Raw genomic sequence first — 19,195 nt, 5'->3', positions numbered from 1 at the left:
GACTCGACGCTTGCCCGTGTTACCGACGGGTAATAAGCTGTTGTTACCGACGGGTAGGAGTGCCTGCCCGACCAGCACCGCCTGAGACCGGGAGCAAGGGCATGGGTCACTACAAGAGCAACGTCCGGGATCTGGAGTTCAACCTCTTCGAGGTGTTCGGGGTGCAGCGGCTGCTGGGCACCGGCCCCTTCGCCGAGGCGGACGAGGAGACGAGCCGAGGCGTCCTCGAGGAACTGAACAACCTCGCCGTCGGCCCGCTCGCCGACTCGTTCGCCGTGGGGGACCGGGAAGGCACCACCTTCGACCCGGCCACCCACTCCGTGACCCTCCCCGAGGAGTTCAAACGCTCCTTCCGGGCACTGTGGGACGGCGAGTGGTACCGGCTGAGCCTGCCCAACGAGATGGGCGGCTACGGGATCCCCCCGTCGGTCCAGTGGGCCGCCAGCGAACTCATCCTGGGCGCGAACCCGGCCGTGTACATGTACATGGCCGGCCCCAACTTCGCGTCCGTCCTCTGGGAGAACGGGACCGAGGAACAGCGCCACTGGGCACAACTGATGCTGGACCGGGGCTGGGGCGCCACGATGGTGCTCACCGAGCCGGACGCCGGCTCCGACGTCGGTGCCGGTCGCACCCGCGCCATCCGCCAGGAGGACGGCTCCTGGCACCTGGACGGGGTGAAGCGGTTCATCACCTCCGGTGACCAGGACATGACCGAGAACATCATGCACCTGGTCCTCGCCCGCCCGGAGGGCCCGGGAGTCGAGACGAAGCCGGGCACGAAGGGGCTCAGCCTCTTCCTGGTGCCCAAGTTCCTCTTCGACTCCGGGACGGGTGAGCCCGGCGAGCGCAACGGGGCCTTCGTCAGCGGCGTCGAGCACAAGCTCGGCCTCAACGTCTCGGCGACCTGCGAACTCTCCCTCGGGCAGCACGGCGTGCCGGCGAAGGGCTGGCTGCTCGGCGAGGTCCACGACGGCATCGCCCAGATGTTCCAGGTCATCGAGTACGCCAGGATGATGGTGGGCACGAAGGCCATCGCGACCCTCTCCACCGGTTACCTGAACGCGCTCGAGTACGCCAAGGAGCGGGTCCAGGGCGCCGACCTCACCCAGATGACCGACAAGACCGCCCCCCGGGTACCCATCACGCGGCACCCCGACGTGCGGCGCATCCTCATGCTCCAGAAGGCCTACACCGAGGGCCTGCGGGCGGTGTACCTGTACACGGCCCACTTCCAGGACCAGATCGCCCACGGCCGTGCCACCGGGGAGGACGTGTCGCTGGCGGCCCGCGTCAACGACCTGCTGCTCCCGATCGTCAAGGGTGTCGGGTCGGAGCGGGCGTTCGAGATGCTGACGCTCTCGCTCCAGACGCTGGGCGGGTCCGGGTACCTCAGCGACTACCCCATCGAGCAGTACCTGCGGGACGCCAAGATCGACAGCCTCTACGAGGGCACCACCGCGATCCAGTCGATGGACTTCTTCTTCCGGAAGATCATCCGGGACAAGGGCCAGGCGCTCGCCCACGTCGCCACCGAGGTGCAGAACTTCCTCAACTCCGAGGGAGGCAACGGCCGGCTCAAGGAGGAGCGCGCGCTGCTCGCGCAGGCCATGGAGGACTTCCAGGGCATGCTCGGCTCGATGGTCGGGTTCCTGACCTCCTCGCAGGAGGACCAGCGCAACCTCTACAAGGTCGGGCAGAACAACGTCCGACTCCTGCTGAGCGCCGGCGACCTGCTGATCGGGTGGATGCTGCTGCGCCAGGCCGAGGTCGCGTCGACGGCCCTGGACGGCGAGGTCACCCCCCGGGACCGCGCCTTCTACGAGGGGAAGCTGGCCGTCGCCTCGTTCTTCGCCAGGAACGTCCTCCCCGAGCTGTCCGCGCGGCGCCAGGTCCTGTCGGCCACCGACAACTCGCTGATGGACGTCCCCGAGGAGGCCTTCTGACCCGCTGAGCCGTTGGCGCCCGCCGACGGCACCCCCCCCCAGAGGAGCGGCCCACCGGCTCCGACCTCCGCCGGGTGGGCCGCTCCTCTCCCCGGGCCGGGTCGTCCCCTCCTGGTGGCCCCACCACGCCGGTGGGCTGGGTCCGCACCGGAGACGCCCGTCGCACCGCCCACCGCCGGCGCACCGCCCCGCGCCGGCTCTCCGCTCGTCGCGTCGAGCGGCCGGGCGGCACCCGGCCGGTCACACCGGGCTCGCCCGCCGCGCCTCCCGGGGTAGCGAGCGCCCTCGCGGCCCGAGCGGGCGGCGGCTCCGCCACCCGGTCCCGGCCCCCGGGCTCAGCCCATCTCCTCCAGCTTCTTCCCCTTCGTCTCCCGCACCCACCGGAGCACGAACACGAAGGACAGGGCGGCGAACACCGCGTACATCACGTAGGTGCCGGCGAGGTTCCAGTCCCGCAGGCTGGGGAACGTCACCGTCACCAACCAGTTCGCGATCCACTGCGTGGCCGTGGCCACCGCCATCGCCGCCGCCCTGATCCGCAGCGGGAACATCTCCCCGAGCAGCACCCACACCATCACGCCCCAGGACAGCGAGAAGAAGAGCACGAAGGAACTGGCGGCCACCAGGGCGACCAGGCCCCAGCCGGGAGACAGCTCGGCGGAGTCACCGACCACGGTGGCCCGCGAGAACGCGACGGCCGCCGCCGACAGGGCCACCGTCATCCCCGCCGACCCGACCAGCAGGAGCGGCTTGCGGCCCACCCGGTCCACCAGGGCGATGGCGACGAAGGTCCCGACGATGTTCACGATCGACGTGAACAGGCTGAGCAGCAGCGAGTCGCTCTCCTCGATCCCCACCGACTGCCACAGCGACGCCGAGTAGTAGAAGATCACGTTGATGCCGACCAGCTGCTGGAAGGCGGACAACCCCATCCCGATCCAGACGATGGGCAACAGGCCGAAGCGGCCGCCGGTGAGGTCGCGCGGGGTGGGTCGACGTTCCGAACCGAGAGCGGACCGGATCTCCTCGATCCGGTCGTCCACCGTCGACTCGTCCGCGCCCTCCACCCTGGCCAGGATTCGGCGTGCCCGGCCCACGCGCCCCGTGCGCACCAGGAACCGGGGGCTTTCCGGGATCGTCAGGGTCAGCAGGAGGTAGAGCAACGCCGGAGCCAGTTCCACCCCGAGCATCCACTGCCACGCCTCCAACGGCCCCAGTTCGCCACGGGCCCCACCGGCGGCGGCCGCGATCGCGTAGTTCACCAGCTGCGAGGCGGCGATGCCGAGCACGATCGCCAACTGCTGCATCGAACCCAGGCGGCCCCGGTAGGCGGCCGGCGCGATCTCGGCGATGTAGGTCGGCGCGATCACCGAGGCGATGCCGATCGCGACGCCACCGAGCAGGCGCCACACCGTCAGGTCCCAGACCGTGAAGGGCAGGGCGGAACCCACCGCGCTCACCGCGAACAGGATCGCGGCGAGCTGCATCACCCGGATCCGGCCGTGCCGGTCAGCGAGGCCGCCGGCGACCCAGGCACCCAAGGCCGACCCCAACAGGGCGGAGGACACCGTGAACCCCACGAGCAGCGAACTGACCTCGAACCGGTCCTGGATCGCGTCCACGGCGCCGTTGATCACCGACGTGTCGTAGCCGAACAGGAAACCGCCCATCGCGGCGGCACCGGCGATCAACACCACGTAGGCGAGGTTCTCCTGCGATGTGTGACCGGCGCCCTGGCCGGTACCTCCTGCCACCATCCGGTGTGTCCCCCAGCGTTTCGGTCGGCGGAACGGTCCTGTCTGTAGCCCTCGTTACCCGCCACCGCGCGTTTCCACACCCCGGAAGTCGATCAGACCCCCCGACCAGGGGTCCCGCCACCGGTCCGCGCCACCTCCGGCCAGGACGACCCGCTGGGTGGGGCGGAGACCCGGTCCAGTTCAGGGGCGGGGGATGTTCCGCAGGTTGCTCCTGGCGAGCTGGATCATCCGGCCGACACCGCCGGCCAGCACCGTGCGTCCCATCGACAGGGCGAACCCGGACACCTGCTCCGCGGTGATCCTCGGGGGCATGGACAGCGCGTTCGGGTCGGTCACCACGTCCACCACGGCGGGGCCGGGACGGTCGAAGGCCTCCCGCAACGCCGCCCGCAGGTCGGTCGGTCGCTCGACGCGCACCCCGTGCGCACCGGCCGCCCTGGCGATCGCGGCGTAGTCGGTGTGCTGGGTCGCCGTGCCGTGTTCGGGCAGTCCGGCCACGAGCATCTCGAGTTTGACCATGCCCAGCGACGAGTTGTTGAACAGGACGACCTTCACCGGCAGGTCCGCGGCGACCAGCGTGAGCAGTTCGCCCAACAGCATCGAGAAGCCGCCGTCACCGGCCATCGCCACCACCTGCCGTCCGGGTTGGGCGAGCGCCGCCCCGATCGCCTGGGGCACCGCGTTGGCCATCGACCCGTGGCTGAAGGAGCCCAACAGGCGGCGGCGACCGTTCGGGCTGAGGTAGCGGGCGGCCCACACGTTGCACATCCCGGTGTCCACGGTGAACACCGCGTCATCCGAGGCCTCCTCGTCCAGCACGGACGCCGCGTACTCGGGGTGGATCGGCAGGTGGTGCTCCACGTCCTGCGTGTACGCCCCGACCACCCGCTCCAGGGCGGCGGCGTGCTTGCGCAGCGCGTTGTCCAGGAACGTCCGGTCGTGCTTCTCGGCCACCATCGGGAGCACCTGTTCGATGGTCTCCGACACCGAGCCCCAGACCCCGAGCGCCAGCGGCGCCCGCCGGCCGAGCTGCTCGGCCCGGTGGTCGACCTGCACGATCCGCACCCCGTCCGGCAGGAACGCCGGGTAGGGGAAGTCGGTGCCCAGGAGCACCAGCAGCTCGGCCTCGTGCATGGCCTCGTAGCAGGCGCCGTACCCCAGCAGCCCGCTCATGCCCACGTCGAAGGGGTTGTCGTACTGGATCCACTCCTTGCCGCGCAGGGCGTGGCCGACGGGTGCCTTCACCCGCTCCGCCAACCGCATGACGAGGTCGTGCGCGCCCTGGGTGCCCCGCCCGCAGAAGAGGGTGACCCGGCTGGCGTCGTTCAGCAGCTCGGCGAGCCTGGCCAGCTCGTCCGGCCCCGGGCGGACCTTCGGCCGCTCGGTGACCAGGGCGTGCCCGACGGGCTGCTTCGAGGCGGCCAAGCCCGCGACATCACCGGGAAGGATGATGACGGCGACCCCACCTCGGCCCACCGCGTGCTGGATCGCGATGCGGGTGACCCTGGCCAGCTGCTCGGGATCGGTGACCATCTCGCAGTAGTGGCTGCACTCGACGAACAGCCGGTCGGGGTGGGTCTCCTGGAAGTAGCCGGTGCCGATCTCGCTGGTGGGGATGTGCGAGGCGATGGCCAGGACCGGGGCCATGCTGCGGTGGGCGTCGTAGAGCCCGTTGATGAGGTGCAGGTTGCCCGGCCCGCAGCTGCCCGCGCACACCGCCAGCCGACCGGTGACCTGCGCCTCCGCCGAGGCCGCGAAGGCCCCGGACTCCTCGTGGCGGACCTGCGTCCACTCGATGCCCCGCCGACGGCGGATCCCGTCGACCACCGGGTTCAGGCTGTCGCCCACCACCCCGTAGACGCGTTCCACGCCGACCTCGCGCAGGATCTCCACGAGCTGGTCGGCCACCGTGTTCCTGGCCATCGCGGCACCTCCGTCCTGTCACCGGCGTGGAGGGCTCCCAGCCGTCCTGGCACGGCCCAGGCGCCAGCCCGCGCGGCGGCTCGTGGTTCCGGGTCCCCCCACCTTCGCCGAGGTCACGCGGGCCGGCAACAGCGCGGTCCGGCGGGGGCGGGCACGGCTGCCCCGCTCGTCGCCCGCCCTCCGGTGGTGCGGGGCCGGGCGGGGTCGCCCGCCCTCGGCCGGGGCGTCCGGGCAGGGTCTCGGCGGTCGGGCCGCCCGCCGGCGTCACCCGGTGGCGGTGGAGCGCGGGGGACACCGGTGGAATACCGGGTCCCGGTCCGGGCAGCGGCCAGGTCACGGCCCCGCGCCGCTCGGCGGGCCCCTGGGTCGGCGGGGGCGCGCCGCCCCTCGTGGCTGGGGGGTGGACGACCGCTCCGTGCGGTTCGACAGGACCTGAGCAACCGGCCGCCCCGGGGCCGTGAGGTGCGGGGCGCTCGGACTCCGCCCGGCAGGCCCCCGGGTCCGTCCTCCCCGCGTGCCCAGAGCCGACCGGGCGTGTCGGCCGCCGGCCGGGTCCGTCGGCGACCGACCCGGGCCGCCCCTCGACGCCGGCCCGGTGCCCGGCAGCCACCCGCCCGGGCCGCTGGGCGGGCGATCCCCGTGGATTCCCCGGCCCTGGCCTACTCGGCTACCGTCGAGCGATGTTCGTGCGGGCGCTTCTCCTCGACCTGGACGGGACCCTCGTCGACTCGACCCCGGCCGTCGACCGGTGCTGGAAGCGCTGGTGCCAGGAACACGGCGTGGACCCGACCGGACTGGCCGATCTCCACGGACTGCGTTCGGCCGACGCGGTGGCCGCCGTGTTGCCCCCCGAGCGCGTCGCCCCGGCGCTGGAGCGGCTGGACGAGCTGGAGCTCGCCGACCTCGACGATGTCGTCGCCCTCCCCGGGGCCGCCGAGGTGCTCGCGGCGGGCGGTGGTGACCGGGCGGCGATCGTCACCTCGGCGGGTCGCGCGCTGGCCGGGAAGCGACTGGCGGCGGCGGGGCTGCGGGCCCCGCGCGTCCTGGTGACCGCCGACGACGTGACCAGGGGCAAACCTGACCCGGAGCCCTACCTCACGGCCTCGCGGCTGCTGGGCGTGCCGGCGGAGGACTGCCTCGTGGTGGAGGACGCGGCGGCCGGGGTGGCGGCGGCGCGGGCGGCTGGGATGCGGAGCGTGGGCGTGGGCACCAACCCGGACGTGGGTGCGCTGCCCGCCGACCTGGTGGTGTCCACGCTCACCGAGCTGCGGTGGGCTCGCCGGGACGGCGGGGTGGAGGTCGTCCGCCGCTGACCGTGGGCTGAGCCCGGACCGGGCCGGGTCAGGTGGCGGGAACTCGACCGGTCCGCCGCGCGACGGGACGGTCTCCGGTGTCCGGCCGGCGCATGCCTCCGGCAGGGCGGGAGGCGCACAGGGGGTTCCCGTGGTGCCGTGGCGGACCGGCTGGTCCTCGTCGGGTGGAACACCGCCGGTTCGGGCACCAGCGTCGGCCCGTCGACGCTGGGACGAGGAACCCCACGGCGTGGACCTGCTGCGCTGGCCCCCGGATCGCGGCGTCAGCGTCAGCGGCGTTCCGGCGCGAGAGCCCACCGGGTCCGCGCGGCCTGCCGCTCCGGCCATGTGGCGGCCCCGGCCGGCGCCCGCACGTGCCCCGTGGTGGACGAGGCCCAGCGGGCAGGACGAGAATGTACCGGCTGGGACGTGGAGCGGTCAGCCACGATCGGCGTCACCGCCACGAGCGGGGTGACCGGTTCTCCAGCTCAACCTGGAGCCGAGGTCAGCACGCCACTGGGGAGGCGTACCCGCGCGCGAGGTCCCCACCACGCTCCTGCCTGTTCTGCCTCACCGCCCTGCTGGCCGGGGACGAGGTCCCATCGGATCAGGCGCATCGGGCGCACGTCGCCCTACGGGCGGTTCGCGGCGCGCCTCCACGCTGTCCGCGGGGCCCCCGAGGCCCCCCGTCCGGTCAGGACCCGTGGGTCGGGCGTGAGCCACCGCCACACCAGCGGCGAGCGGCTGACCAGCATCTGACGGGCGCGGTGGAGAACGGGGTGTCGGGCGGGTTCGACCTCCTCCCGCCCTTGATCGTCAGGAAGGCCGGACTCGGGTACAGGCGCGGGACCGGCCGCCAGCCGGTCCGGTGATGGCCAGTCCCAGGCGCGACTCGCCCAGCCGCACCGCCGTGTTCACGACAGTCCGGCTACCAGCGGTTCCATGACCGGCACCAGCTGGTCACATGCCTTCGCGGACCCCGTCACGTCGTCCTCTCCCGGCTCGAGCGGCACGGAGAAGACGGCGCTGAGCATCTCGTGGAGATTGTCGGCTGCCTCGGCGGCGTAGTCGACCTGTCGTCCGACCAGGAACGCGGCACACATCGAAACACCCTGATCAGGAACCGGAGCGATGTACACATCCCGCCCGGCGACACTGATCAGTTCACCGCCATCCGGGAGCGGGACCCACACGAATCCCACCTCCGTCACAAGGACCGCGCCGCCCGGGAGGAAGCTCACGGCCTCGCATACGACGTCCCCGGTCCCGCGTGCCCGCAACGGCACCTCCGCCAACGTGTCGTGCAGAACCGCGACCTCGAGGCCGCCGATGACCTCACACGGATCCAGGGACAACAGGCTCCCCGGTGGAGGTACCACGGAGTGATCCGTGCCGTCTACCAGGCGGTAGGCGGCCGCGACCGCGACTTCGGAAGCCGCCACGCACAACTCCTCGCCGCTACCGACGCTCCCGCCCTCGGCCTCATGCCACATCTCGACGATGATGGCCGGCCCCCCAGAAACCCAGACCAGCGTCGTCTCACACGTACCATCCGCGACGGTGTCCCAGGTAATCACGTCCAAGTCGCGCAGCACGCGAGACGCAGGGGATGGAACGAGGACTTTCTCGTCGTCGATACGCAGCGCTCCTAACACGTCCCAGTCCCCGAAAAGGCATTGCGCGATCGCGTGCGCACTCGTCTCCATGCTCAGGGAGTCGCCGTCCAGGACAGGTTCCAGGACCGACATGTCCACCAGCGCGCGAGCATCCACCAGCCGTGGTTCCGTGATCGGCGTCTCGGCGAAATCATCCTCGTGCCCCTCACCTCCCGCCTCCGAGGTGCGCTCGCTCCCCGTCGCCCCAGGCGTGGCCCCCGACTCCTCCACCGGAACGGCTTGTCCCTCGACCACACGGCTACCGCAGGCGGCCAACGAACACACCAGCAGAGCTCCGGCAACGGCTCCCACCGCTCGGCGGGTGGCTCTCCTCATCACCGCACTCCCCTTGGTCCCTGGTGCGCGACCTTCCCAGGACCGGCAGCACACCCACATCAGCTGCTCCCCGGTCCGCGCCAGTGACTGGTCTAGCGCGTCCCGACGTACCTGAACGGCCGGTCCGCCGAAGCTTTATGGTCCCGTTAGGTACTGATGCGGCTACGCGGCGCCGCCTCGACTGGGGGGCGCGGCACGAAAATCACCAGGGACGTGAAAGGACGGAGCCCAGGTCGGGGCGAGGATCTCGGCTTCACGACCCCTCGCACGCATCCTGGCCACGTTCGCTCTGGGGCCGCTGACCGTACGCGCACTCGCCCATCGTGGTGCTCCAGGGCATGCGGATCAGTCCTCGGCCCGGTCCACGCGACCGCCGCCCACCGAACGGCCCGATCGGCCCGGGCCTCAGCGCCTGGTCTCGAACCGCCGGAAGTTCAGGTGCGCCCGGGACGGCGTGGGCCCCCGCTGGTTCTGGTAGCGGGACCCGGCCGCCGAGGAGCCGTAGGGATTCTCCGCCGCACTGGACAGCCGGAAGAGGCAGAGCTGCCCGATCTTCATGCCCGGCCACAGGGTGATCGGCAGGTTCGCGACGTTCGAGAGCTCCAAGGTGATGTGCCCACTGAAGCCCGGGTCGATGAAGCCCGCCGTGGAGTGGGTGAGCAGCCCCAGCCGGCCGAGCGAGGACTTCCCCTCCAGCCGCCCCGCCAGGTCCGTGGGCAGGCTGACCGTCTCGAAGGTCGAGCCCAGCACGAACTCGCCGGGGTGCAGCACGAACGGGTCGTCGCCCTCGGTCTCCACGAGGGAGGTGAGCTCGTCCTGCTGGAGGGAGGGGTCGATATGGGTGTACTTGCTGTTGTCGAAGACCCGGAAGAACCGGTCCAGCCGGACGTCCACACTGGAGGGCTGCACCAGCTCGGCGTCGTACGGATCGATCGCGAGCCGGCCGGCTCCGATCTCTTCGCGCAGGTCACGGTCACTCAGAAGCACCGCGCCAGCCTAACTGGCGGGGGGTGGTGGAGGCCTCGGCGGGCACCGTGTATGCTTCAACAGCCACTGCGGATGTAGTTCAATGGTAGAACATCAGCTTCCCAAGCTGAGAACGCGGGTTCGATTCCCGTCATCCGCTCGTAGCACGAAGGCCCAGGTCACAGGGTGTCCACCCCAGACCTGGGCCTTCGTCATGCCGAGGGGATCCGCCCCGCGCCGGTCGCCCCTCCCGACGGTGCGTCCCGACTCCGCCGGCTACGTCCCGGACATCTCGATGACCAGCTCGCCCACTCCGCTGCCAGGGTTCGCGGGAGGCACGGCGGGGTTGTCCATCGCCGCTCTCCGACAGGCTTCACCCCAGGCACCGTAGGGGAACGTGGGGAGGAGGCGTTTGCCGTCGAGGTACCGCTCCACCCGCTTCCGGAGCGCCTTGGAGCTGATCGCGCCCGTCTGGTCCTCGCAGTGCCACAACAGCCAGATCTCGAAGCAGGGGTTGCTTACCGCGACCTTCAACCGGGCGCGACTCGCGTCCCTGATCGCATCGGCTAACCCCCGGTGGTCGTCCACGTCGACGACGCACCACACGCTGTCGAAGGCCTCCCCCGCGCGCTTCGCGTTGTCGCGCTGGGTCCTCGCCGTGTCCACGACCCTGGATGGGTCGGAGTGCTTTCCAGGCACGACGCTGACGCTCACTCCCGTCGCGCGGAGGCGCCGCCGCAACTCGGTCAAATAGGTGGGTTCCGTTACCTTTCCTTCGGTGACGACCAGGATTCGCCGACGCTCGTTTCGGTTTCCCCTGGACCGCGAGAGGGAGTCCCTACCCGTACCTCGCCTGGTCACCCAGCCTCACTTGCTCGTGGCTCCCACCAACTCGCCCAGGTCCACGATCGGCGTCGCCCCAAAGCGCCCCTCCAGATACCGCTTCTCGACGTTCCCCGCTTCGGGGGTCCTGAACTCGGCCAACGAGTAGAGCTGGCTGGCCCCGGACGAATCCTTCTCGGTGAACCACACCTCGTCCCGTTCCAGCTGGCCCCTGGTCAGCTTACCGAGCAGCGAGACATCGTGGGACGAGAAGAGGAGTTGCGCACCCGCGGTGTTGGTGGCCGGCTCCTCGAACATGCGAACGAGGGTGGCGGTCAGGACGGGGTGCAGACTGCTGTCGAGCTCGTCGACGACCAGGACGCCGCCAGCCCGCAGGACGTCCAGGGCGGGCAGTGCCATCGTCAACCACGTGATGGTGCCGTGGCTCTCCTCGTCGAGACCGAGCATGACCGAGGTGTCGGGAGCAGCCCCGGCGTGGGAGAACCGGAGGCGCCGACTGACATCCTCGAGGACGTCGTTGAAATCAGCCTCGCCGGCGCCGTGCTCGGCCTGGACGAAATCGTGCACGTGCCGGAGGAGTTCCAGGAACTTCTCGTCGACCTCGGCTCGCTCCACGGTGACGCCGGTTATTCCGACATCCGCGACCCTCAGCAGCACTGACGCTCGATCCTCGGCGTTGTCCCCCTCGAGAATCCTCTTGACCGCCGCCAACCGTCGGTCGGTCGCGCCGTTCCCGCGCCAGAACGAATCGAACTTGCCCAGAATGGAGGCCCGCACTGTGGACAACCATTCGTGGCGGTAGCTGGCCGCAGTGGACAGGAACAACGCGTTGTCCCGCGTCACCTTGGATATCGTGGCGTTCTCACCCTTCAGGGTCCTGCCGAAACGATAGGGCGTCCGACTGGAGGCGTCCCGCTCGAACAGCACCCGCCGTCGCCCTCGCGGGTAGGAGTACAGCCATTCCTCCACCACTCCCCGACCGTTGCTCCGGAACCCGTACGTGTGCCGAATTCCGTCGACAACGACGTCCATCTCGTAGCGGGAGGGACTTCGCGCGGACTCCTGGTCCAGCTTGAAGGGGTGGTAGGGGAAGGTGTCGCGCTCCGCCCAGTGGACGTTCGACTGGCGAATGGCGGTGACGGCGAAGTGAAGCGCGTCGAGGACGGTGGTCTTGCCCGAGGCGTTGGCCCCGTAGATCGCCGCGACCCTCCGGGTGACATCGGCCCAGTCGCCGTCGTAGCCCGCTCCGACGGCGCTGCCCGCCCTGATCATCGACAACTCGAACTCGTCGCGGAAGGACTTGTGGTTGGCGGCTCGGAACCTCAACAACACGACCACCACCCCCAACTGCCGTGTGCGCGCGGTTTCGACGCCCTGTGCGTCACAAACTTGTCGTGAACGGCACCCTGATAGTACCCAGTGCACGGCCGGTCCAGCAGGCACTTGTGGGTGAACATCACGGCGGGACAGCCGGGACCGGGTCCGTGCGGCGGCACACCATCGGGACCGCGACCCGCTTCCCACGCACCGGGCGATCGCCTCGCGGACGGGGAGCGTTGTTCGGACACCGGCGTCCTCCGCGCCAGTGTCCACCCGCACACCCCCGGAGAACCGCCGCTCGATCGCCCGCTCGTGGTTCACCGCTCGGCGGCTGGCCGGGTCTCGGGCATCCACAGGTACTGGATCCGCTCCATGACCTCCTGGCGCTGGGTGTTCTGGAACGCCGCGACCCGCCAGGCACCCCCGTCCCGGAGCAGGGTGTAGGTCTGCACCTTGCTCGGCTCGCCGGGCTCATCGCCCTCATACGTGTCGCCGCGCGCGGTGAGGACCGCGACGTCCTCGGTCAGGACCTGCAACCCGAGGTAGGAGTCCGTCAGGCGGGTGCCGGCGAGGACGCCGTCGAAGAGCGCCTCGTGGCTGCGCACGATGTCCTCCCGTCCGACGTAGTGGGTGGCGGCGAAGGTGGTGTAGGTGGCGTTCTCGGTGAACACGGCGCCGTAGGCCTCCGCGTCATGTTCCGCCCACGCCCGGCCGAGCTCGGCGACCGCCGCACAGGCACCCGCCCTCGCCTCGGCCACGACCTCCGGCCCGAGACCGGTGGTGACGGGGACCTCGGAACACTCGGCCACGCCCGTGTTCGCGACATCACTGGTGGCTTTCAGCGCGAGGTAACCACCGCCCGCGCCGAGCGCCAGCACAGCACCGAGGCCGCCCAGCACCCACCACAACCGGCGGCGCGTCCGGCGGGGCTCAGCATCGCTCGTCTCGACCCGTTCCTGGGACAGCACCTCGACCACCACAGCCTCCTTCACTTCGTGCAATAATTGACTTCGTTCAATTATTGCACACGATCAAGGATGGTGCGATGCCCCCTGACGAGATGACGTCCATCTACCGCCGCTACCTGGCCGCCGTCGTCCGGTTCCACCTGGCGGCAGCGGACATGAGCGGGCTGGGCCACACCGACTACCAGGCCAGCAACCTGCTCGACCTGGACGGCCCGATGACCTCGGGAGAGCTGGCCACCAGACTCCGGATCACCCCGAGCGCCGCGACCCGCGCCGTGGACCGTCTGGTAGAGGCCGGGCTGGCGGAACGCACCACCGATCCCGAGGACCGTCGCCGCACGGTGGTCCGGCACACGGGTCGACTGCCGGCACCCCTGGTCGAGCTGCTCGGCAGGACCAGGGAACCCATCGGACGAGCCGTGGGCGCGCTCACCGAGGAGCAGCGCGCGGGCCTGCTGTCCTACTTCCGCGCCGCGACCGAGGCGTACCAGGGGGCGGTGGGCTCCAGCGGCTCGGCCGGCCAGCAGTCGACGGCGGGCTCCACCCCGGGCGACCCGCCCCCGAACCCGGCGGCCCTCCGGCCCGACCAGGGCGGGGAGGCCTCCCCGCCGCCCACCCCGCCGGCCTGACCCCCTCCCGGTCCCGGGGTGGGTGGGGTGACGCCCCGCCCACCCGGACGCGACGAGAGGGGGCGGCCGCGTCGTGCGGCCGCCCCCTCTCACCAGGGACGTTCCCCGTCCGGTTCCTCCAGGAGGCGCCGGGCGGGGTCAGCGTCGGATCAGGCCGTCTCACCGCCCTCGGCGCCACGGCGACGGAACTTCAGCACGAGCGCGGTACCTCCCGCGAGGGCGACCCCGCCGACGACGAGCATCGGCACCAGGAGACCGAGACCGGTGTCGGCCAGGTCATCCCCGCCGCCACCGCCGCCGTTACCCGCGCCGTCCTCGTCGTCACCGCCGGTGCCACCGCCGGACGGAGGCGGGGTGGTGGTCGGCGGGGTGCTCTCGCCACCGCCTCCGAGCACGCGGAAGGAGACGGTCGCCTCAGCCGACTCCAAGCCGTCGACGATCTGGAGGGCGCGCACCGTGTGGTCGCCCAGGGAGAGATCGGCGTCGAGCTCGACCCGCCAGTTCCCGTCGGCGTCGGCCGTCACCTCGACGGCGTCCCGCTCATCGACGGCCACCCGCACGGTGGCCTCGGCGATCGCGGTCCCACGGATCACCGGTCGCCGCACCTCGGTCTCCGAGCCCTCGGCGGGCTCGGTGATCACGGGCGCGGCGGGTGCGACCACGAAGCTGGAGGTGCCCTCGTCGGACCTGACGGTGGTCCCGCCCACCGCCAGCGACTGCGCCACGGCCACGGTGTACTCGCCGTAGCCGAGGTCGCCCTCGGGCTGGAAGGACCAGGCTCCCCCGGCGTCCGCCGTCACGGTGGTGTCCGATCCGGCCAGGTTCACCGAGACGGTGGCGTGCGGCGCCGCCTCCCCGGTGATGGTCGGGCGGGCCTCGCCCACACTGGCGCCGTCCGCCGGCGAGGTGACCACCGGCGCGTCCAGCTCGGTCAGCACGTTGACGTCGTCGAGCTTGGGCAGCACGTCGTTGACCAGCGAGACGGCCAGCGCCCGTGGTTCGCTGAACTCGGGGCTGGAGCTCTGCGGGTGGCAGGTCTCGTTGCCGTTCTCGTCGTAGTCGTAGTACGCGGCCGAGCTCATGCCGACCGCGAGGGTGCCGGCGACGATCGCGCCGCCGCTGTCGCCGCCCTCGACGCAGGCGTTGAACTCGAAGCCGTCGACGCTGACGATCTCGCCGCCGTCGGGGAACTCCCAGTTGGTGTCGGCCACGGTGACCTCACCGCAGGTGAAGCCGGTGGTGCGACCGGACTTGCAGACCTCCATGCCCTCCAGCGGGGCGACGACGCCGGTGATCGCCCGCGCCGAGCCGTCCCAGGTGTTGACCGAGGTCGAGACCGCGTCGCTCGGCGCGATGGTCGCGTAGTCGTCGGACCCGTTGCCGAACGCCACCTCCTGGAAGGTGCCGATCTTCTCCACCGGGAAGGTGAGGCCCCCGGCGGGCTCGCGGTAGACGGAGTCGAAACCCTCCCGCGCCAGGCAGTGGCCCGCCGTGAGGAAGAGCGGGTTCAGCGCGGAGTCGTAGGCGGCGAATCCGAACGAGCAGAGGTTGTACAGGTCGCTGGGTCGGCTCGCGCCGTCCCGGCCGGCCACGTAGCCGTCGCCGCCCCGGATGTCGACCAGCCTCGGCTGGCCACCCTGCTTCTCGACGTTCACCTCGACGCCCACGTCGGGTCGCCCCGAGGCGACGCCGGCACCCTCCTCACCGGACACGGTGAGGACGAGGCCGCGTTCGCGGTTGCTCACGGCGATCCCGCGCACGAGGTCGCGCTGGGCCTCGGGCAGCCCGCGCACCCAGGAGGCCAGTTGGTCACCGGCGGCTTCCAGCCGCTCCCTGCTCGGTCCGCCGACGTGGGCCTGGGCGCCCGCCGCCCGGACGACCTCGGCGGCGGACTCGTCGGTCACGTTGACGTGCAGGGTCCTGCTGTCCTTGTCGAACCAGGACCCGCCGAAGCTGGCTCCGAGTTCGGCCTCCAGGTCCTCGCTGGCGAGGGACGCGTTCCCCGCCGCCGTGGCTCGCTCCGCGTACACCTCGGCGTTGACGCCGAGGTCGCGTTGGACGGCGATCCGCATCTCGGTGGGCAGCGCCTCGGCCGCGACGTCGAGCAGCGTCTCGCCGGCCGGCTCCTCCTCCACCTGCGCGGCGGCGGTGGTGGCGCCCAGGGCCGACCCCGCGGCCACCAGACCGGCGGCGAGCACCGCCGTCAGCAGTCCCCGTCTGGGACTCGCCTTGGTCATGAAAGTCCTTCCCTTCACACCCCAGCCCCCAGTGCCTCACGCCTTCGAGCGAGAAAGGGACATCACTCTTTTGGGCGACATGGGGACCGTAACCAGGGGGACGAAGCCAGGAAGTGATCTTCGTGAAATAGTGCACAAAGTTGGCCGGTTCGTTACCTACCTGCGGTGATGTCGGTGACACCGCTCGCGCAACCACCGAGGTGGTGCCCTTGATCGGCATCGGGTAATGGATGGGTAAATACCGTTCCCGTCACCTTGATCGCCCGTTCGAGATCTTCCAAAGAGTGAGAAGAAGGGGCACCCGCCCGACCGGATCCCGCCGGGCGCATCGACCCGGATACCTCCGCCGGAGCCGCTCACCCGGGTCGAGCGACCGCGGCCACCAGCCCGCCCCCGGCCACGCGGGCCGCGCGGAACCGACCAGGCGCCAGCGCCAGCGACCCGCCAACGCTCGGGGGCGCCGCGCCACCCGACGCGGCCCACACGGCCACCGCGCCAACTACCGAGCCCCTGACCAGGGAAAACGAAAGAAGGCGCCGGAGCAGGGAACAAGAGCGACGGGTATCACGTTGGGCGTGGCAGAAAGATTGAGCGCGGGACGCTCAAGGCCTGGTTGACTCCGTCGACCGGGTGAGCGCAGACTTGAGCCCGTTCCACTCAACGCATAGCAGAGCAGCAGGAGGTTCTTCGATGTCGCGTGCGGTCGGTATCGACCTGGGGACAACCAACTCGGTGGTCGCCGTACTCGAAGGCGGTGAGCCGACGGTCATCGCGAACTCGGAGGGTGCGCGCACGACGCCGTCCGTGGTGGCCTTCGCCCGCAACGGCGAAGTGCTCGTCGGGCAGTCGGCCAAGAACCAGGCCGTCACCAACGTCGACCGGACGATCCGGTCCGTCAAACGCCACATGGGCACCGACTGGGCCACCGAGATCGACGGCAAGAAGTACACCTCGCAGGAGATCAGCGCCCGGACGCTGCAGAAGCTCAAGCGGGACGCCGAGGCGTACCTCGGCGAGGAGGTCACCGACGCGGTGATCACCGTCCCCGCCTACTTCGAGGACGCGCAGCGGCAGGCCACCAAGGAGGCCGGCCAGATCGCGGGCCTGAACGTCCTGCGGATCGTCAACGAGCCCACCGCGGCCGCGCTGGCCTACGGCCTCGACAAGGGCGAGAAGGAACAGACCATCCTGGTCTTCGACCTCGGTGGCGGCACCTTCGACGTCTCGCTGCTGGAGATCGGCGACGGCGTCGTCGAGGTCCGCGCCACCTCGGGTGACAACCTCCTCGGTGGTGACGACTGGGACCAGCGCATCGTCGACTGGCTGGTCGAGCGCTTCAAGTCCAGCCAGGGCATCGACCTGAGCAAGGACAAGATGGCGATGCAGCGGATCCGGGAGGCCGCGGAGAAGGCGAAGATCGAGCTGTCCTCCTCCTCCACCGCGAGCATCAACCTGCCCTACATCACGGTCGACGCCGAGAAGAACCCGCTGTTCCTCGACGAGACCCTGTCCAGGGCCGAGTTCCAGCGCATCAGCTCCGACCTGCTGGAGCGCACCAAGACCCCGTTCAACAACGTCATCCGTGACGCCGGCATCAGCGTGGCCGACATCGACCATGTCGTGCTGGTCGGCGGTTCCACCCGGATGCCCGCCGTCGCCGAGCTGGTCAAGGAACTGACCGGTGGCCGGGAGCCGAACAAGGGCGTCAACCCGGACGAGGTCGTCGCCGTCGGCGCCTCGCTCCAGGCCGGCGTGCTGCGCGGCGAGGTCAAGGACGTGCTGCTGCTCGACGTCACCCCGCTCTCCCTCGGCATCGAGACCAAGGGCGGCGTGATGACCAAGCTCATCGAGCGCAACACCACGATCCCCACCAAGCGGTCGGAGATCTTCTCCACGGCTGACGACAACCAGCCCTCCGTGCAGATCCAGGTCTTCCAGGGCGAGCGCGAGATCGCGGCCTACAACAAGAAGCTGGGCGTCTTCGAGCTGACGGGCCTGCCGCCGGCGCCGCGCGGCGTGCCGCAGATCGAGGTCAGCTTCGACATCGACGCCAACGGCATCGTGCACGTCAACGCCAAGGACCTCGGCACGGGCAAGGAGCAGTCGATGACGATCAGCGGCGGCTCCGCGCTGCCGAAGGACGAGATCGACCGCATGATGCGCGACGCCGAGCAGCACGCGCAGGAGGACAAGCAGCGGCGGGAGGAAGCCGAGACCCGCAACCAGGCGGAGAGCCTCGTCTACCAGACCGAGAAGGTCCTCAAGGAGAACGACGAGAAGCTGCCGGCCGACGTCAAGGAGAAGGTGCGGGCCGCCATCGACGAGGCCAACACCGCACTCAAGGGCGAGGACCTCGCGGCCATCAAGACGGCGGTGGAGAAGCTGGCCACCGAGTCCCAGGCGCTGGGCCAGGCCCTGTACGCCAACACCGGGGCGACGCCGGGGGACGCGGGCCAGGGTGAGGCCGGGACCGCCGGCGCCGGTGCCTCCGGTGGCGCTGGCAGCGCTGGCGCCAAGGACGACGTCGTCGACGCCGAGATCGTGGACGAGGACGACAAGAAGTGAGCGCGCAGGGGCAGGAACTTCCCGATCGTGAGAACGGGGACGAGCAGCCCAGGGTCGTGATCCGCGACCGCCGCCGCATCGACCCCGAGACCGGCGAGGCGCGCGACCCGGACGCCGAGAGCAACGGCGGCCGGCACCGCGCCGAGCCGTCCCCCGAGGAGCCGTCGGCGCCTCAGGAGGACGAGCCGGTGGTCATCGAGGCGGACGCCGTGGAGACGGCCCCGGAGGACGCGCCCGTCGCGGAGACCGAGGCCGCCGCCCCCAGTGAGCTGGAACAGCAGCTGGCCGAGCGGACCGCCGACCTCCAGCGGCTCAGCGCCGAGTACGCCAACTACCGGCGCCGGGTCGAGCGCGACAGGGAGGCCACGATCAACTCGGCCAAGGCCGCGTTGGCGACCGACCTGCTGGTCGTGCTCGACGACCTGGAGCGGGCCGCGGCCCACGGCGACCTGACCGGCCCCTTCAAGGCGGTGGGCGACAAGGTCGTGGAGACGCTCACCAAGGCCGGGCTGGAGCCGTACGGCGCGGAGGGCGATCCCTTCGACCCGTCCGTGCACGAGGCGGTGCAGCACGACACCTCGCCCGACGTCAGCGAGCCGACGGTGACCACCGTGCTGCGTCGCGGCTACCGGTTCGGGGACCGGGTGCTGCGGGCACCGCTGGTCGGCGTGACCGACCACGACCCGTCCGGTACCCCCACCCCGGTGGCTGACGAGGGCTCGTCCAACGGTGACCAGGCCGAGCGGGACGCGTGAGGA

At 70.9% G+C, this 19,195-nt stretch carries 13 protein-coding genes and 1 tRNA gene; 6 read left to right on the top strand and 8 right to left on the bottom strand.

Annotated elements, in window-relative coordinates; translation table 11 throughout:
* The first annotated feature begins 101 nt into the window (after positions 1 to 101).
* Entirely contained in the window at positions 102 to 1,946 is a 1,845-nt protein-coding gene (locus tag C1701_RS11805) for an acyl-CoA dehydrogenase (RefSeq protein ID WP_030104351.1), read from the top strand.
* 335 nt (positions 1,947 to 2,281) lie between these two features.
* Here the strand turns inward: C1701_RS11805 and C1701_RS11800 are convergent, their stop codons facing one another.
* Together C1701_RS11800 and C1701_RS11795 are read right to left on the bottom strand one after the other, a co-directional pair.
* Positions 2,282 to 3,703, bottom strand: coding sequence for a sugar porter family MFS transporter (locus tag C1701_RS11800; protein ID WP_030104350.1), 1,422 nt, complete (start codon positions 3,701 to 3,703; stop codon positions 2,282 to 2,284).
* Between the two features lie 180 nt (positions 3,704 to 3,883).
* Complete coding sequence (locus C1701_RS11795; RefSeq protein ID WP_026419741.1) at positions 3,884 to 5,626, bottom strand: pyruvate dehydrogenase; 1,743 nt, start codon at positions 5,624 to 5,626, stop codon at positions 3,884 to 3,886.
* Positions 5,627 to 6,306: 680 nt separating this feature from the next.
* Between C1701_RS11795 and C1701_RS11790 the strand changes: the two genes are divergently transcribed.
* On the top strand, positions 6,307 to 6,939 hold the full coding sequence (locus C1701_RS11790; RefSeq protein ID WP_026419742.1) for an HAD-IA family hydrolase: 633 nt from the start codon (positions 6,307 to 6,309) through the stop codon (positions 6,937 to 6,939).
* A gap of 893 nt (positions 6,940 to 7,832) precedes the next feature.
* Here C1701_RS11790 and C1701_RS11785 read toward each other — a convergent pair.
* Both C1701_RS11785 and dcd read right to left on the bottom strand, forming a co-directional pair.
* Positions 7,833 to 8,828, bottom strand: a complete 996-nt coding sequence (locus tag C1701_RS11785) for a hypothetical protein (RefSeq protein ID WP_337662240.1) — start codon at positions 8,826 to 8,828, stop codon at positions 7,833 to 7,835.
* Positions 8,829 to 9,314: 486 nt separating this feature from the next.
* Positions 9,315 to 9,896, bottom strand: coding sequence for a dCTP deaminase (dcd, locus tag C1701_RS11780; RefSeq protein ID WP_026419744.1), 582 nt, complete (start codon positions 9,894 to 9,896; stop codon positions 9,315 to 9,317).
* Positions 9,897 to 9,964: 68 nt separating this feature from the next.
* On the opposite strand from dcd, the gene C1701_RS11775 reads away from it, so the two are divergent.
* Positions 9,965 to 10,035: transfer RNA gene (locus C1701_RS11775), tRNA-Gly, on the top strand.
* A gap of 116 nt (positions 10,036 to 10,151) precedes the next feature.
* Here the strand turns inward: C1701_RS11775 and C1701_RS11770 are convergent.
* The 3 genes from C1701_RS11770 to C1701_RS11760 form a co-directional block, all read right to left on the bottom strand.
* Complete coding sequence (locus C1701_RS11770; protein ID WP_035292527.1) at positions 10,152 to 10,736, bottom strand: RloB family protein; 585 nt, start codon at positions 10,734 to 10,736, stop codon at positions 10,152 to 10,154.
* Between the two features lie 6 nt (positions 10,737 to 10,742).
* Positions 10,743 to 12,050 carry an AAA family ATPase gene (locus tag C1701_RS11765; RefSeq protein ID WP_026419745.1) on the bottom strand — a complete coding sequence of 436 codons (1,308 nt, stop codon included), beginning with the start codon at positions 12,048 to 12,050 and terminating at the stop codon, positions 10,743 to 10,745.
* Between the two features lie 305 nt (positions 12,051 to 12,355).
* Positions 12,356 to 13,015 carry an SgcJ/EcaC family oxidoreductase gene (locus tag C1701_RS11760; protein WP_253860237.1) on the bottom strand — a complete coding sequence of 220 codons (660 nt, stop codon included), beginning with the start codon at positions 13,013 to 13,015 and terminating at the stop codon, positions 12,356 to 12,358.
* A gap of 68 nt (positions 13,016 to 13,083) precedes the next feature.
* On the opposite strand from C1701_RS11760, the gene C1701_RS11755 reads away from it, so the two are divergent.
* Entirely contained in the window at positions 13,084 to 13,635 is a 552-nt protein-coding gene (locus C1701_RS11755; RefSeq protein ID WP_051314171.1) for a MarR family winged helix-turn-helix transcriptional regulator, read from the top strand.
* Between the two features lie 149 nt (positions 13,636 to 13,784).
* Here the strand turns inward: C1701_RS11755 and C1701_RS11750 are convergent, their stop codons facing one another.
* Positions 13,785 to 15,872, bottom strand: coding sequence for an Ig-like domain-containing protein (locus C1701_RS11750; protein WP_103055921.1), 2,088 nt, complete (start codon positions 15,870 to 15,872; stop codon positions 13,785 to 13,787).
* 690 nt (positions 15,873 to 16,562) lie between these two features.
* Here C1701_RS11750 and dnaK point away from each other — a divergent pair.
* On the top strand, positions 16,563 to 18,437 hold the full coding sequence (dnaK, locus tag C1701_RS11745) for a molecular chaperone DnaK (RefSeq protein WP_026419748.1): 1,875 nt from the start codon (positions 16,563 to 16,565) through the stop codon (positions 18,435 to 18,437).
* Complete coding sequence (gene grpE, locus C1701_RS11740; protein ID WP_026419749.1) at positions 18,434 to 19,192, top strand: nucleotide exchange factor GrpE; 759 nt, start codon at positions 18,434 to 18,436, stop codon at positions 19,190 to 19,192. Before dnaK ends, grpE begins: the two co-directional genes overlap by 4 nt.
* Positions 19,193 to 19,195: the final 3 nt, after the last annotated feature.

Origin of the sequence: Actinoalloteichus sp. AHMU CJ021 (assembly GCF_002895405.1) — a bacterium.
GTDB classification, from domain to species: Bacteria; Actinomycetota; Actinomycetes; order Mycobacteriales; family Pseudonocardiaceae; genus Actinoalloteichus_B; species Actinoalloteichus_B caeruleus.
This window is presented reverse-complemented; position numbering and strand designations above follow the sequence as displayed.